Source organism: Aliidiomarina sedimenti, assembly GCF_003986955.1.
Taxonomy (GTDB): domain Bacteria; phylum Pseudomonadota; class Gammaproteobacteria; order Enterobacterales; family Alteromonadaceae; genus Aliidiomarina; species Aliidiomarina sedimenti.
The window spans coordinates 277,492-292,302 of sequence record NZ_PIPN01000002.1 but is presented as its reverse complement, the minus strand read 5'-3'; the positions used below and the strand labels follow the sequence as shown (position 1 = coordinate 292,302).

Genomic DNA, 14,811 nt, shown 5'->3' with positions numbered 1-14,811 from the left:
GATGTCACTTATTCGGCTTACCTGATAGTCTTTTCAGAGCAAATCCACAATTGACCGGATCAAGGAACTCGCTGATGGGCGCTTTGAAAATCATCCTTACCGTAGCTGTATGCACCCCGCTACTATTCAGTGCTATTGCGAGTACCGCCAAGCAGGATAACGTGATGGTAGAGGACATGACTGAGGCAGAGATCGTGCAGTGGTACGAACAACGCGAAGCGCTCTACGATGCTCACTATGACATATTGGAATCGCTGTCTGACCAGGATTTAGCACAATTACTGTGGCGGGAAGAGCGCGCTAATTATTTTCGCGGTTTGGACCGTATGAGTTTTCATGCGCCAGCCTATAACACCGAATACCAACCGGCTGAGTTAAACCGGTTGAATGACTATGCCGACTCCGAAGCCTTAATGAACGCCTATTTGGGCAGTCTGACCGCGTTGCAAAACGACTTCGAGCCGCGCTGTTCACGTCTTGGTTCACAGCAAGCCCTGCAACTTGATACAGGTTTTGAGTTTCCATTTCGCTATCAGCTGCATTACTACAAAGCAACGCTAGCCAATGATGATATTCTTCCATTCTTCGACGAAAGCAATCCAGCCCGAGCCTATCAATCGGTAGTAAAAAGCGGTGATGCGTATTGCATACTCAACAGTGCAAAGAAGCCATTGGCGCCACAGTCGGTTAGTGCCAATTTTAGGGCGCAACTGCCCGGTACTATGATTGAGTTTGAATTTAGCGCCGAAGATCTTGGTAAAACCCTCACCCAACAGGGTTACTCGTTGACCGTGCAGGCCTGGCAGGATAACCGCTTTGAGGTGTACATAGGGACCCCAACGAACGATGCCAGACAGCGTTTTCGCCCGCGTGATGTTGTTGCCGAAGCACAGGCAAGCAATGGTCACTATTTAACCTGGCACGCGACACGGCGGAGACCCATGGCAGAAGTGCCGCTGGTCGATGAAGTCGTTCATGATCTTATTCGGCGCGCGCAACAGAATGATGTCGACGTTGATGAGGCGCGTGCTGAACTGGAAGCGCTACAACGGCAGTTTAACCAAGAGCAGAGCAGTCGTTTGTATTTCGCGCGTGCCTACAATGGCGATATCGATAAAGTGCGGATGACCTTGATGATTTATGAAGAGGGTAACCCTGTCATTGAAGAGCAGTTGCAGCTTCCAGTGCAACAATTGGTGACTGAAGTACCAGCGGATGCCGACGTTGAACAGGCGTTGGCAGAACTCGACATCACCTCGGCCGTTTACGACAAACGTGTCAGCGTGAATGCGGAGCGTGCCGAATTACCTGCAGACGAGATGGATAATCTGGTTGAGCAAAGCAACTTTACGTTGTTTGACCCAAGCTCTCTGCGGCCCGGAGATTACCCGAAACAGATCGCCTGGTTTTACCCGCCGTTGCGTAGTGATCTATTGTTGAACCGGCAGAAACGGGTCATAAAAACCAGTGCCTCGATGTTGCTGTTTCTGGACGATCAGGGCAAGCCCTTAATTGACCCTGCTATTGAAGCATTTTATGCAGACCTTGATGGCGACATTCATTATGCGTCGGAGCTCAACTTCGGCGGCATTGAAGCGCCATTTATGGCGGCGCGTCTCGATTATGACCCTGAACTCTGGCCGGATCGTCCAGCCAGTATTACTGGCAAAATATCTCTCGTCACCGCACCCAACATGCGACAAGTACAATACGCGATTGATGAATTACCTAGCGGATTAACTTTTACTGGCAATCGCTTGACGGTCGACTTGGATGTATTTAATGCGCCAGAGGTCGAATCAATTAAAAAAGATACTGCGTTAATAGCTGACTATCAACTTATGGCCAAAGATGAGCATGGTTATCTGGCCGTGTTGCGGGAACAGTCTGTTTATGTCCCTGATGAGCGTGAACCACGCTATCAGACCTACTACTTTTATGGTCAACCTGAGACCATTGAGGTCTGGTATCCGGGCGAACTGGACATCGTTGATTTCACGGTGGAAACGGAACTGTAACGGATGAGAAACCGAGCCAGCTACTGGTGTCCTGGTGCTACAACGACGTCAAAAAAGCCAGTAGCGCTTCACGCTCATCTGTAGGCAGGTCCATGAAACGATTTTTAATAACCTCAGCTTCTCCGCCATGCCATAATATAGCCTCGGTCAGCGTGCGCGCGCGGCTATCGTGTAAATACCCGACAGGTAGACCGTCAGCAACATGTTCAGTGTATCCCAGACCCCATAATGCCGGCGTTCGCCACATGCTTCCGCTTGCCAGACCTTCGGAAAAATTATCAGCCAGGTCTTCGCCCATATCATGCAGTAGCATGTCAGTATAAGGTCGAATAGTTTGATTGCGTACTTCATCAAACGGTGAGCGGGCGCTCGTCTGCACTTCGCTGACATGGCAAGCATTGCAGCGGATGGCTTCAAAGATTTGCTCGCCCTGAGCTATTTGTGCTGGTTCAACATCTAAATATGCCATTGGCGACACACCTTCAGGAAACCCACTAACCAAGCTTCGCTGTGCCGGTACGGCTAGCAGATGCAGATATTCTGTCATTAACTGCAACGCATCATCTGGTAAACCTGGTTCTGTTCCGCTTGCAGCATCACAGTATTTGGGGCCAGCCAAACAGTCTCGATTCGGGTAAATGGATGAGGTAACAGACATGTCCAGTAAAGCCGCATTCGCGACCTGATGACGCAGGCTAACCTTAGAGGCTTTCCAGCCGTAACGCCCTAAGCGTACATCACCGGTTTCCGGATCGTAAGCATAATTAGCGGTACCAAGAACGCCATCGGAATCAGGAGTGGTGCGAACACGCTCTAAAATAGTTTCATCTGCGATTGCTTCCAATAGGCCCATCCCGATTAATGGTTGAGCTGAGCGCAATGAATAGGCTTCAGGAGTCGGGCCTTCAAAGGCAATTTCAGGTTTGCGTAGCTCTACCACAGTGCCATCGGCAAGTTGCACATTTTTCGTTTCGAAGCCAGTAACAGTTACCGCATTACCCCAATTTTGCACGACCCCTGAGGTCGTGGAGCGCGCGTTCATCTGTACTGCCTGACCGTAAATCGGATGTGGCAGGTAGTTACCGTTGGCATTTTTACTGGTGGCACCAACACGTACTGCCATAGTGTCCAGCCGTTGGTTCAACAGGGCCGGCGCTACGCTGCGGCCATTGCTAACGTGGCAGCTTAAGCAGGATGACTGATTAAAATGCGGCCCTTGCAGGAATCGACCTGCCTCATTGCGGTCATTGCCATCTTCATTATGTTCGCCGCTCCATAAATTAGTATGTAGCCAACGCCGCCCTTCCATAAAGCGCTGGATATTTTGCATACCAATATGGTTATGGGGCTGCTGAAACATAAAAGTAGCATTGTCCGCGTAATCGTAAGACACGGAGCCCAACCCACCTTGTAAGGTACTATCAGGTAAGGGGTGATTCATTAACCTGGGTTGCACACCATACCAAGGGCGTAAGCCCTGACCCATAACATACGTCAGCTCGTTGGTGTAATAGCGAAAACCACCGTTATCGCCAAGAGAATCCATAACCTCACGAGTAGAAAAAAATGAGCCCGTGAATTCAATAATATCGCCTTTTTTCAACGCTCTCGCTGCCACAGTATCCCCGTTTGGCACCAATACGCCATCGGCATTGGCAGAAAGCGCTTGATGGGCTGGGTACGTGTCAAATACCACACTGCAGCCATCATTGGCCCCAATAACACCGTCATAACCGCTGCTAGGATTTAATAATACGCCGTTGGCCGGTTTTTCAACGACCGGGCAGGGCGCCCCGTCACTAAGGTACGTTGAATCATCCAGCAGATCACCTGGGCTCATCCAGCCAAAGCCCGTTACGTTCGGGTCATCAAACCGGCGTACAAAGGAGTGCCCTCCGCCTTTTTGCGCTTGCTGATAATACTGGTTAACAATAATTTCCGGGGCAGTGACACCAGCAACGTTGCTGTTGTCGATAAACTCCACACCCCAGGTACGATTATTAAAATAATTAGCGACAAAATTTAGATGTGCGCCAGGCCCCAGATCAACCGGGTCCCCATACGTATCAACGGTTTCATTCGGGCCAAACCCGTATTCGTTCCATTCTTCACCGCGTTCTCGAGCGTGACGTGAACGTCCCACCATACCAAACCGGGTCACTAAAGTGCCGTCAGCTAACGTGAAGCTCAGGCTTTCAACTGGTTCGGCCGGGGCTGGCAACGGTTGTCGACCACTACCGCTTAATGGGAAAGATTCATAAGAGGTATCCAGCACTGGCATTGAGGTGTCGAGGCCCGGGGTTTTAAATTCAACCTCAAACAATGAATACCCATATTGAGTGTGTCGGTTGATACCTTGTAGACGAACATAGCGAACATCAATATCGAGATTAAAAAACTCTTCTGTGCCCCCTTGAGCTCCGGTGATGTAACGCAATTGGTACCAGTTTTGTGCATCATCAGAGACATAAATAGCATATTCGTCAGCGTATGCATTTTCCCAGTAAAGCTTCATATAACCAATCGCAGTTTTAGCGCCAAAATCAAACTGCAACCAAGCGTCGTCAGCACTATCACCAGCGTCGCTCCAGGCACTTTCCCAACGGGTAGTTAAGTCCCCATCGATTACTTTATCTGGGGTGTTAGTGGCATTTTCATCCTCTGAAGAGCTTACCGTAAGACCGCTAATCGGCTGAGACTGATCACTCTTAACATAACTCGAAGAGAGTCGAAGCTCGGTGGGCGGTGGTGGCAAGGAGGGACCATCCGGTTTCGGCAACGACGGAGTGTTTGCGCTAGGGGCTGATTCAAAATCCGGTTCTGGCAGAGAACCAGTCGGGGGCGGTGTTTCCTCGGGTGGCGTTGCGACAGGCCCATCATCAGTGCTACCACCACCACATGCCGACGTAGTTAACGCCAGAAAACAGACCAGCAACCAAGCTAATGCAGTGTCCCTATTTACGATTGGCTTAACAAAAAACCAAACACTCATTACCATTACTCCAGAGTATGTACTATTCAGAATGTCGTTCAGTGCTTGGGAAATCACAAGCCAAATTCAATAATAGGAACTATAAATCCATCGTTTATTCTTTATCTTTATACCTAGCAATTAAGCCTGGACTGGACTGACCTCTTCCCAACGTTGCTCAGGAAAAGTCTGCTGTGGGAGAGTCTCGCGGGTGAAGTTTGCTGGGGTATGAGGATGAGAAATGGCACCTACATGACAGCGTAATGTCGTGACAGTGTCGTGGGTTCTTCGCTATGGTTTAATTCAAATAAACGGGCGAAAAAGCTGAGCAGCATCTATGAACCATTCTCACATTGCCAAGCGATTAATTTATCAACGCAAACTCAAAGGCCTCTCGCAGGAGCAGTTGGCGGATCGTACGAATGTGACCGTGCGAACCATTCAGCGTATTGAAAAAGGGCAGGTCACGCCTCATCTGAGAACGGTAAAGCTGTTAGCAGCCGTTTTAGATATTGAAGTAGATGACTTGCTGCAACTCACGACGCCAAATGCCGGCATAGCGCAAACACCCGAACTCAAGTGGCTGCTACTGCTGCATGTTTCTCCGTTTGCCGGATTTGTTCCTCTGCTGAATATTATTGCGCCGTTGCTACTTTGGACCTATAAGCGCGGCGACGACCCCATGTACGACACCCATGGCCGCGCCGTCGTGAATTTTCAAATCACCAGCACTTTGCTATTTATTCTCTCGTTGGTGGCACTGGTGACTGTGCGGGGATACGGGTTTTTGTTCTTTATGAGCGTTATTCCCATTGTCGTAACAATCATGCTGATCAATATCATTGCCGTCATCCAAAAGCAGAAATTTTATTACCCAGCTATTCCATTCCTAAGGAGCGGCTAGCAGGCCGCTTCGTTCCGCGAACGACGACACATTCACCACTCTTAAATTTAAAGGAAGCATTATGAAAGCAACCATCTATGGTGCGCTGCTGACGGCGGCTGCCTGTTTTTCAGTGAGTACTCTTTTCATCAATGAAGCCGTCGCCGAGTCGGCCACAACGCAGCAACAACTGGAGGAGTTTCAACGGTACCTACGATCGTTTCGCGAGGAGAAGCACATTCCTAGCCTTTCTGTGGCCGTAGTAAAAGACGGCGAGATCATTTTAGTGGAAAGCATTGGATTTCAGGACCACGATGCCGAAGAAGCTACCACGGAAAACACCTCTTACCTGGCCGCTTCGATTACCAAAACCTTCACCGCCGCAACCTTGTTAGGCATGGAAGCCGATGGTCACATTGACCTCGATGCGGATTTCACGACCTTAAGTGATTGGGACCGCCGCTGTCATTGGCTAACCACCAGCGGCAACCTGTTTGGTGGTGGCACAATGGAAAACGGCTATCAAGTACCGGATATTACCTGTGATCAAGTGATAACGTTGCGTCATGTGCTGCAGCACCAGGTCAATGGCGAACCGGGTAGCAGCTTCTTCTACAACCCGATTGTATTTGGTCGACTATCGAATTGGGTCGAAGAGAACACCGACAAAAGCTGGCGTTATTGGATGAGAAAGTATGTCATTGAGCCGGGCGAACTGGAGCATATAGCTGCCGGCTGGCGTGATGCCAATGCCAGTGGGGTACTAACCCATTTCGCACCGCCGTTTAAAAATACACCCGACAGTTCAAACTGGGCAACACCATGGGTACTGCCAAATACCGAACTCAACGCAAGTTCAGGAATTATCGCCAGCGCCAAAGCACTCGCTGAGTATTCCATTGCCCTGGATGACGAACGGATCATGTCGGCAAGCTTACGTGAACACATGTGGACACCAACAAACGACACAGAAGGCAATCCAATGCCCTACGCCTATGGTTGGTACGTGCAAAACTGGCAGGACCATCGCCTCGTCTGGCACAGCGGTTGGTGGCCAGATGCCTATGCCGGGCTCTTGCTAAAGGCCCCAGATGATGGCCTCACTTTAGTTGCACTTAGCAACGGCGACGGGCTGCGACACGAAATAGACACTCTCACCCAAGCGCAAATTGAGGAGAACCCGCTAGCGTTGAAGTTTTTTCAGATATTTGTTGGAGGGGCTGAGTAGCAGAGCGGTGGCAACGTGCCGCGACACCGCCGCTGGCGAACAGTATTGCGTGTGCGCGGGGGGGGTATCTGGGTCCCCCCGAGCACGCGCAGTCTGACAATGTAACCAACCTAGAATACGTAGATGAACCCGACGCCTATTTCAGTCTCATAGTTGCTGCGAGCGATTGGGCTAGAGCGAACATCGCTGCTAAAGTACTCGTACAGTGCTTCGCCGTAGATCTGCCAGCTGTCGTTGATATGGTGACGATAACTGAAATCGATCCCCACAGAGCGCAGTCCGCTGCTGATTCGTGTTTCGTCCAACCCTGATGCCACCGATTGCTGGGCGGTAATGCCAAAACCATTGTTGGCATAGTCGCTATCGTGGAATACCGCAACAAGGTTCACCTCCAGGCCAGAACCGTCTAGCTGGTCACCAAAGCGGCGACCCACGCCAAATAGCCCAAGGTTGCCGTTCTCGCTGGCAACTACGCGGCTAACCAGCCAGTAGCGCCAGTCTTCGGTGAACGCATAGCGAGCTTGCAAGACAAGTTCTAGTCCTTCATCGCTTTCACCGAGCCCATCTAAATAGCCTTTGTCGGAATCGCCTTCTTCACGGCCTTCTTCAAACCCGACTAGCGCTTCCAGTAGCCAGGTGTCGGCGCGCAGGCCACGCCAGCCGAAAGCTTCACCGGCGAAATAGAAAATGTTGTCGCCGCTGCGCCATTGCAACGCACCGGCTGGGTCAATCTCAAAGCCGAATTCGTCCGACCCTTCGTAGGCGGTTTCATATTCAATACCAAGTCCCAACCCTAAGGCCCAGCCGTCTTCGCCGCGGGTGAAGTCGTCCTGCGATGGCAAGGGCACCATCACTGTTTTTTCTTCTTGCGCTAAAGCTGTTTGAAATAAGAAACCTTGTAGAAGCAAGGCCAGCATTAAACTTGTGACGTTTTTCATGAAAAATTTTCCTGAGTGTAACCGGGCAATGGATGCCCGAGATATGGTTATTACAAGGTATATACGAGCATCCTCGGAAAAGAGATCTCAGATTAGTGTTATAGGGGGTATGCAATGTACTCCTGCTGGTTCTCGATATTTCAGCGACTTTTTAGTCACATTGGCTTTGCTAACCTATCAGCGCTTCATAAACTCACTAAGGCTGATCGTTAGAGGAATACGAATATGAGCAGGTACTTGAAACAGGTATCGTTGGTGATGCTGTGGGGGCTTCTACTTAGTGTCCCACTTTCTGCGCATGCAGCTGAGGCATCCGGTGCGCTGACTTTTATAATAAAAAATCAGAAAACTGACCGGCCACTATCAACTGCGCAGGTTACGCTCACGGAACGCAAAACCAATGCCATACAGTCGGTAGAAACCAACTCACAAGGTCGCGTCGTGGTGGAAGACCTCGATCCCGGTCTCTACTCCGTCAGCGTAACCAAAAACGGATTCGCTCCAGCTTATGAGCCAAGCATTCGCGTGATCACTCGCAAAAATGTCAAAGTTGAATTCGAACTTGTAGAGCAGGCCATTGAGCGAATTTTAGTTCAAGGGCAACGTGCTGAAACATACGCATCAGGGAGCAGTACTTATCTGGATAGAGAAGCATTGCGAAGTGCAGTTGGCGGTGGCGCAGATCCCCTCCTGTCGCTAGATGGTTTACCTGGCCTGGCATCCGCCAGTGAATTCGCGAGCTTCAGCGTGCGCGGCCGTGGCCCAAGGGATAATTTGTTATTCGTCGATGAATTTCCGTTTGATAAAGCGATTCATTTTGATGCCACCCTGGGTGAAGAAGAAGATGTCGGTGGGGGTGGTCGTTTCTCAATTTTCGCACCGAACGTGATCAGTGGCGCAGAATTTTCGCCGGGTGGCTGGAGTGCGGCTTATGGGGGCCGGGCTGCATCTTTGCTTAAACTGGACGTCGCCGATGGTAATCCAAGCCCTTCCGCTAGTTTTCGCTACGATCTTGCGGGCTATGAAGTGGGTTATGACGGTCCAAGCGGCATCACCGACGACGCTACTTTGCTGGTTTCCGCAAGACGACTCGATTTCGGTCAATTATTTGAAACCATTGAGGAATTAGATATTGGTGAGCCGGTATTGCGAGACGTTCTCGTAAAGTCGGTCACACCCATCAACGACAACCAGACCTTAGAAGTTTTACTGATAGATACACACGAGGACTACACTCGCGGCGTGACCCACGTTGCAGAATCGCCCAACTTCGAAGATGCGGCGCTGCAAGATTCTGAGCAAGACAGCAGTTTGTATGGTCTGACACTGCGTTCATGGATTGGTGAAGAAGCCATCTGGACCAACAAAGTGTACTATCGCAGAAGCGACAAAGTCAGCTCAGAAGGTGAAGCGTTTCCTGACCTTGTACCAGAGGGTTCTCCCGCGTCGAGTTTTCCGGTACGGGAAAACATTCTTACCATCGGTGAGGAGGAAACGGAGTTCGGCTGGCGTAGCGACTTCGAGACAATGAACCAATGGGGTGTGTTTAAAGCTGGTATTCGATTAACGCAAATTGAACTGGATTACGATACCGTTTTAGACGGCGATTGGATCCGATTCGTTTACGACGACGATGATTTCAGACCTGACCCCGATCAGAAGTACATTGTACTGACGCCGGAAAACATCAATTCCTCACTAAATCAAAAAGAAACGAATTATGCAGGCTATGCTGAGCAGGTTTTTGAGCGCGGCGACTGGGATATTAGCACCGGCCTGCGGCTAGAACGGGATGGCTTTGCAGACGAAAGCCGGGTGTCGCCCCGTTTCAGCGTCAATTGGCGGCCGGGCACAACCATACGATACTTTGCGACCGCTGGACTCTTTCATCAGTCGCCCCGGTTTTTAGACCTGGCTGCCGACGAGTCGAACAACCTTGAAAACGAACAGATCACGCACAGCAGTGTCGGTTTGCAGTTCTTTCCTAGCAAGCGTTGGTCGGTGTTGACAGAAGCCTATTATCAAAGCCTCGACAATTTGGTGGTCGATCTTGATAGAGCAAACGGGACTTTCGCAAACATAGGTGACGGTGCATCGTACGGCGTAGATATCGTGGCCAACGGTATGCTTACTGAGGGCCTTTACGCGACCGCAAGCTACTCGTATAACGATGCCGTAGTCGACCGCAAAGACGGTCGCGGTGACGTTGCGGCTGAATTCAGCCGTAACCATGTCGCTACGATCGGTTTGACCTGGGAAATCAACAATCGCTGGAAGGTTGCAGGACGCTACAAATATCTTTCTGGCAGACCTGACAACGACTTTATTATTCACGCTGACGTGTTAGGACCAGAGGAGCCGTTGCGCTACTCTAAAGAGATCACAGCGCGTAACTTTGGCCGTAAAAGTGGATCCGGTTTGTTTAACGTTCGCGTTGACTATCGGCGTGCTCTTGGCCCAGTAGATGTAACGGCGTTTCTCGATGTTATCAACGTAACGGCTGCGTCTTCGAGCGACGATACCGAGTTTGATTATCGTCGAGGTGTGCCAGTGGAAGATGGTAGCGAAGCGGAGCCACTCATTGGTCTGCGATTCGATTACGCCTGGTAAAGGGAGTAAGTAAATGGGACAGGTGCTTGCGCCAACGCCGATTAGAGCATTGATTGTCGAAGACAACCGTGACATTTGCGGCAACATTGCCGAGTACCTTGAAAGGCATAATTATGTCTTAGATTTTGCTTATGATGGTATGAGCGCGGTGCAGCTTGCGTTGACCAGCTCGTTCGACGTTATTGTTCTGGACTTGATGCTGCCAAGGATGGATGGGTTAAGCGTTTGCCAGAAATTACGTACCGAAGGTGCATTAGAAACGCCCATTTTGATGCTAACGGCCAGGGATACGCTAGATGATAAACTCAAAGGGTTTACGGCGGGAGCAGACGACTATTTAAGTAAGCCGTTCGAGTTACAAGAGCTGCATGCGCGCCTGCAGGCGCTTTACAAACGTAGTCACCGACAAGCGACCAACCTGTTAACCGTGGGTGATTTAACGATGAACAGGGCCACGCTGCAAGTACATCGAGCGGGGCGACGCATTGATATCACGCCGGCAGGCATGAAGGTGTTGCAACGATTAATGGAAGCGGCGCCGTCCGTTGTGGCCCGCGATGAGCTGGAAACGCTATTATGGGCTGATGAGCCTCCCGATGGTGATGGGCTTCGCTCGCATATGTACAAGTTGCGTCAGATTATCGATAGGCCGTTTGATAGCCCGCTTATTCATACAGTGCATCGCATTGGCTATCGAATTGCGGAGGAACCTGAGTAATGTACCGTCATAGTTTGCGCAAACGTGTCGCCATTGCATTTGCGGTTTGTGTTGCGGTACTGAGTGTGGCTTGGGGATTCGCGTTCTTTGCTGCAATTAAGTTGAGCGAAGACCGTGTGATGACGCATCAGTTGGAGCATGCTGCTGGAAGCTACCCGGCTTTAACGATGAACCCTCGCGGCTACGATCAGATTGATAGCTTGCCGGAATCGCTCAGAGAGTGGGCCCGCACAGACCCCGCTGAGGGAACTTACGAATTTACTGCCGACGAGTTTCATGTTGCGGTCGTCCCCACCGAGAATGAGCAGGGGCGAGCATTTGTGGTTTTTGATGTTGCTGGAATTGAGGCTGACTCGTCAGAGGATTGGTGGTGGTTGCTCGTCATCACCGGTGTCGTGGGTACGCTTGGGTTGCTTGGCTTTGGTCTGGGCATGGTGGTGATTCGCAGGGCAGTCGCCCCGGTCGCTGAACTCGCTCAAGTGGTCGCGAGCATCGACCTGAAACATCTGTCCGCCGGTGACCATAAACGCATCGAGTCTGGCCGTTTCGGCGATGATGAAGTGGGTATGTTGGCTGGAACCATTGAGAAGACGCTTGAACGTATCAGCGCATTTATTGTGCGGGAGCGATACTTCACCGGCTCAGCCAGTCATGAGTTGCGCACGCCGGTCACGGTCATAACTGGCGCGCTTGAGTTGCTGCAGCAAAGCGATTTATCAGCGGCTGACGCAAAGGTGCTAGATCGAGTTCGGCGTGCGACGCACGAAATGAAAACTACGATTGAAATGTTCCTGTGTCTTGCGCGCGAAACCGATGACGGATTGTATGAAGAACAGTTTGCCGTGATGCCGATGGTGAGTCAGGCGGTCGAGCAGCAGCGCCACCTGCTAAACGACAAGTTCGTCGATGTTGATATCGATGACCGCGCAACGCCCCGAGTCAGCGGGCATCCCCAGGCTTTTTATATTGCAGTAAACAATCTGGTGCGAAATGCGTTCGAACATGCTCATGAAGGGCAGGGGCCGATTACCATTCTGCTTAACGAGCGCGAGCTGTTAGTCGCCAATCATGTGAGCATTGATGCTGATAGGCGCTATATGCCAGCAGAGGCATCATCTCATGGGTATGGGTTAGGCCTGGGGATCGTCCAGCGACTGTGTGAGCGCAATGGCTGGTCGTTCGTCCTTAATGTGGATGGAACACGCGTCGCCGCTCGCCTTTCGTGGTGACGTTCGCGTCTTTCAGAATACGTAAAAAGCTGGCAAAGCGTGGTTACTGAAATATTTCGACACTAAATGACTCTTTTGACTACTCTAGCACTGACCTGAAAACTCCCCGGTGCGAGTAACTTGTTAACTATTGATAGTCGCGGATCGGTGTTTCCTTTCTCGACATCGCGCAGGGTTTTGTCGGAAACATTGATAAACCTGGCGTAATCGTTCTGATTCATGCCATAGAGCTCCGTTCTAATTTGCTTCACTGCCTCACCAATGGAAATGCTATTGGAAGCCAACGCCGCTTCTATTTGTGCTATCAGTGCTTTGCGCTCATCAGCGGATAGGTCATGCATGATAGACTCCATAGCTCACTAATTTTTGGTGGATATTGGCAAACCCAATTGCAGGGTACTCAAGTATCTCTTCTGGACAATTTAGCTTGGTCAGCAAATTAGGAAGCTCAATGAGAGGTGTTGCGAGGTTTTTCAAATACGCCAAAAGCGAATCAGGTTCACCAAAGTCACTAAGCTTTTCGACAACCTGGTCAAACCTGACAGTACCGCTACGTTCACAGTCGTCGCTCCACTTAAATAAACGAGTCACCATTTCTGGATCTGCTTTCATCGGGGCAAAGTCGTAAATGGGTGCGAATCGGATATCATTTTCGAACTTTAAAAAGGACATGTTACGGCCATGATTATCGGAGTTACCAAAAACCAAATTCAGCAAGTCTCGGGCAAGGTATTGTGTGGCAAACTCGAAACTAGACATCTGTGTGGTGTTTCTAATTCTTTCCCACACTGTGTGCATAACGGTCAGGTGATTTTGATAGCTACCAGGCGCGGCATTGATGATTGAGTAAATACTTTCCAATCCAATACGAGCGGCAACTGAATTTTCTATGGCTACATCAAACCGAGGCAACCATAGGCTTACTTGGCCTTGATGCTCTTTTACCATGAGACGGTCTACATCAATAGTTTCGATGTCAGTCCCTTGGAGTATTTCTGCCAGAGCCTGATAAAACACGCCTTCAGCTTTAAGCACGTTATTGTCTCGAGGAGAGCGCGTATTTCTGGCGAATTTAGTGAGGTATGGAGTTGCAGAGAGGGCTTTTCCAGCAAAGTCACCGTCAATGAATACTTGGTTATTTTCAACCATCAGCAGTAACTTCGGCGCAGCACCGCCGGCGCCGGTTGCCCCTCCAACAGCCGCACCTTGCTCATTCGCATATTCTAAGAAATCGTGTTGCAGCTGAACGACAGATTCGATAGGAAAACGGTGAGCAGTATCGTAATTAATTTGCTCGATGGCTTCTTGAATTCGCAAGTTACCGATAGGCGCCATGCATGCTTTCGTGAGAAGCGCGTAGCTTTGCTCAAACGCACTGCTTCTGCTGACATTGAGGTAATTGAGCCACCAAGTACGAGATTCACCTGCAGGTAGTAAATCGTCTAATAACGCCGGCCAACCTGGGTAATCAATGGGCACGATGCTGACCGGTGCATTTACACTACATGCCCAGCTATCGCTCAGGTCGTAGCGTGGTACATGGCGTATATAATCGGGGAGATATGATAAGGTCACATGGCTATTCATTTTATTTCCGCCAAAGCTAAGCTCAGCGGCATTCCACCATTGCCCTCGATTAAAAAGCTGCAGGGTTACGGTTTTCATAGTCGAACTCGGTAGTTTGATACTGATATTAATTCAATATAGACCATGAAACGGTAGCAGTCTACCTTATATGTAAGGGTTTACGGGTTTTACCGGAATCAAACTACTGGTCGCTAGCCGATGCTAAATTGAAAATTGATGACAGGCTCCCATTATTAGAACCACTCGCGGAATGAATTGAGCTGATCAATTTTCAATGGATGCCACAAACTTGTCACAGATCTGGCACAAGAACAAATTTGTAAGTGGTTACCATCATGGAAGGAGTTTCTGTAATGGCGCGCCCGAGAGGATTCGAACCTCTGACCTCTGCCTCCGGAGGGCAGCGCTCTATCCAGCTGAGCTACGGGCGCATTTTACAGGTGTTAGCAAGGGTGCCCGACAAGGGCGGATGCTAATTCGCGGCCATCTGATATGCCAGCGAGCGGGGATTGTAGGGAATTCTTCGGCGTATGTCTAGCTCTGAGTGGCGGCGAATCGCAGGGTAAAGGTTGTGGCCGAATGATGGAAGGCGGAGCTTGTGGACTAGACTCTCTAAGAGACTGGAAATC

The 14,811-nt window shown here is 50.2% G+C and carries 10 protein-coding genes and 1 tRNA gene; 6 read left to right on the top strand and 5 right to left on the bottom strand.

Features of this window, described 5'->3' with window-relative positions; genetic code table 11:
- The first annotated feature begins 74 nt into the window (after nt 1-74).
- Complete coding sequence (locus tag CWE12_RS06040) at nt 75-2,018, top strand: hypothetical protein (RefSeq protein WP_126788774.1); 1,944 nt, start codon at nt 75-77, stop codon at nt 2,016-2,018.
- A 37-nt stretch (nt 2,019-2,055) separates the two neighbouring features.
- Here CWE12_RS06040 and CWE12_RS06035 read toward each other — a convergent pair whose 3' ends face one another.
- Nucleotides 2,056-5,010: a di-heme oxidoredictase family protein gene (locus CWE12_RS06035; protein ID WP_126788773.1), complete on the bottom strand. Its 2,955-nt coding sequence runs from the start codon at nt 5,008-5,010 to the stop codon at nt 2,056-2,058.
- Between the two features lie 316 nt (nt 5,011-5,326).
- Here CWE12_RS06035 and CWE12_RS06030 point away from each other — a divergent pair, with 316 nt between their 5' ends.
- Both CWE12_RS06030 and CWE12_RS06025 read left to right on the top strand, forming a co-directional pair.
- Nucleotides 5,327-5,893 carry a helix-turn-helix domain-containing protein gene (locus CWE12_RS06030; RefSeq protein ID WP_126788772.1) on the top strand — a complete coding sequence of 189 codons (567 nt, stop codon included), beginning with the start codon at nt 5,327-5,329 and terminating at the stop codon, nt 5,891-5,893.
- 61 nt (nt 5,894-5,954) lie between these two features.
- Nucleotides 5,955-7,100, top strand: a complete 1,146-nt coding sequence (locus CWE12_RS06025) for a serine hydrolase domain-containing protein (RefSeq protein ID WP_126788771.1) — start codon at nt 5,955-5,957, stop codon at nt 7,098-7,100.
- A 110-nt stretch (nt 7,101-7,210) separates the two neighbouring features.
- On the opposite strand, the gene CWE12_RS06020 is transcribed toward CWE12_RS06025, so the two are convergent.
- Nucleotides 7,211-8,038, bottom strand: coding sequence for a MipA/OmpV family protein (locus CWE12_RS06020; RefSeq protein ID WP_126788770.1), 828 nt, complete (start codon nt 8,036-8,038; stop codon nt 7,211-7,213).
- Nucleotides 8,039-8,263: 225 nt separating this feature from the next.
- Here CWE12_RS06020 and CWE12_RS06015 point away from each other — a divergent pair, with 225 nt between their 5' ends.
- From CWE12_RS06015 to CWE12_RS06005, 3 genes are read left to right on the top strand one after another with little or no spacing between them, the layout of a single operon-like run.
- Nucleotides 8,264-10,648 carry a TonB-dependent receptor gene (locus tag CWE12_RS06015; protein WP_126788769.1) on the top strand — a complete coding sequence of 795 codons (2,385 nt, stop codon included), beginning with the start codon at nt 8,264-8,266 and terminating at the stop codon, nt 10,646-10,648.
- A 13-nt stretch (nt 10,649-10,661) separates the two neighbouring features.
- A complete protein-coding gene (locus CWE12_RS06010) occupies nt 10,662-11,366 on the top strand; it encodes a response regulator transcription factor (RefSeq protein ID WP_126788768.1) in 705 nt (234 codons plus the stop codon).
- A complete protein-coding gene (locus tag CWE12_RS06005; protein WP_126788767.1) occupies nt 11,366-12,595 on the top strand; it encodes a sensor histidine kinase in 1,230 nt (409 codons plus the stop codon). Before CWE12_RS06010 ends, CWE12_RS06005 begins: the two co-directional genes overlap by 1 nt.
- 62 nt (nt 12,596-12,657) lie before the next feature.
- Here CWE12_RS06005 and CWE12_RS06000 read toward each other — a convergent pair whose 3' ends face one another.
- The 3 genes from CWE12_RS06000 to CWE12_RS05990 all read right to left on the bottom strand — a co-directional run bounded on the left by CWE12_RS06000 (nt 12,658) and on the right by CWE12_RS05990 (nt 14,613).
- Complete coding sequence (locus CWE12_RS06000; protein ID WP_126788766.1) at nt 12,658-12,936, bottom strand: helix-turn-helix transcriptional regulator; 279 nt, start codon at nt 12,934-12,936, stop codon at nt 12,658-12,660.
- The gene (locus CWE12_RS05995; RefSeq protein ID WP_126788765.1) at nt 12,929-14,260 is read right to left on the bottom strand and encodes a HipA domain-containing protein; all 1,332 of its coding nucleotides are present in this window, start codon (nt 14,258-14,260) and stop codon (nt 12,929-12,931) included. Before CWE12_RS05995 ends, CWE12_RS06000 begins: the two co-directional genes overlap by 8 nt.
- Nucleotides 14,261-14,536: 276 nt before the next feature.
- Nucleotides 14,537-14,613, bottom strand: a tRNA-Arg gene (locus tag CWE12_RS05990).
- Nucleotides 14,614-14,811: the final 198 nt, after the last annotated feature.

Bases quoted from the DNA above. Each gene is read 5' to 3' on its own strand.
- CWE12_RS06040 (WP_126788774.1), top strand. From the start codon at position 75: ATGGGCGCTTTGAAAATCATCCTTACCGTAGCTGTATGCACCCCGCTA.
- CWE12_RS06035 (WP_126788773.1), bottom strand. From the start codon at position 5,010: ATGAGTGTTTGGTTTTTTGTTAAGCCAATCGTAAATAGGGACACTGCA.
- CWE12_RS06030 (WP_126788772.1), top strand. From the start codon at position 5,327: ATGAACCATTCTCACATTGCCAAGCGATTAATTTATCAACGCAAACTC.
- CWE12_RS06025 (WP_126788771.1), top strand. From the start codon at position 5,955: ATGAAAGCAACCATCTATGGTGCGCTGCTGACGGCGGCTGCCTGTTTT.
- CWE12_RS06020 (WP_126788770.1), bottom strand. From the start codon at position 8,038: ATGAAAAACGTCACAAGTTTAATGCTGGCCTTGCTTCTACAAGGTTTC.
- CWE12_RS06015 (WP_126788769.1), top strand. From the start codon at position 8,264: ATGAGCAGGTACTTGAAACAGGTATCGTTGGTGATGCTGTGGGGGCTT.
- CWE12_RS06010 (WP_126788768.1), top strand. From the start codon at position 10,662: ATGGGACAGGTGCTTGCGCCAACGCCGATTAGAGCATTGATTGTCGAA.
- CWE12_RS06005 (WP_126788767.1), top strand. From the start codon at position 11,366: ATGTACCGTCATAGTTTGCGCAAACGTGTCGCCATTGCATTTGCGGTT.
- CWE12_RS06000 (WP_126788766.1), bottom strand. From the start codon at position 12,936: ATGCATGACCTATCCGCTGATGAGCGCAAAGCACTGATAGCACAAATA.
- CWE12_RS05995 (WP_126788765.1), bottom strand. From the start codon at position 14,260: ATGAAAACCGTAACCCTGCAGCTTTTTAATCGAGGGCAATGGTGGAAT.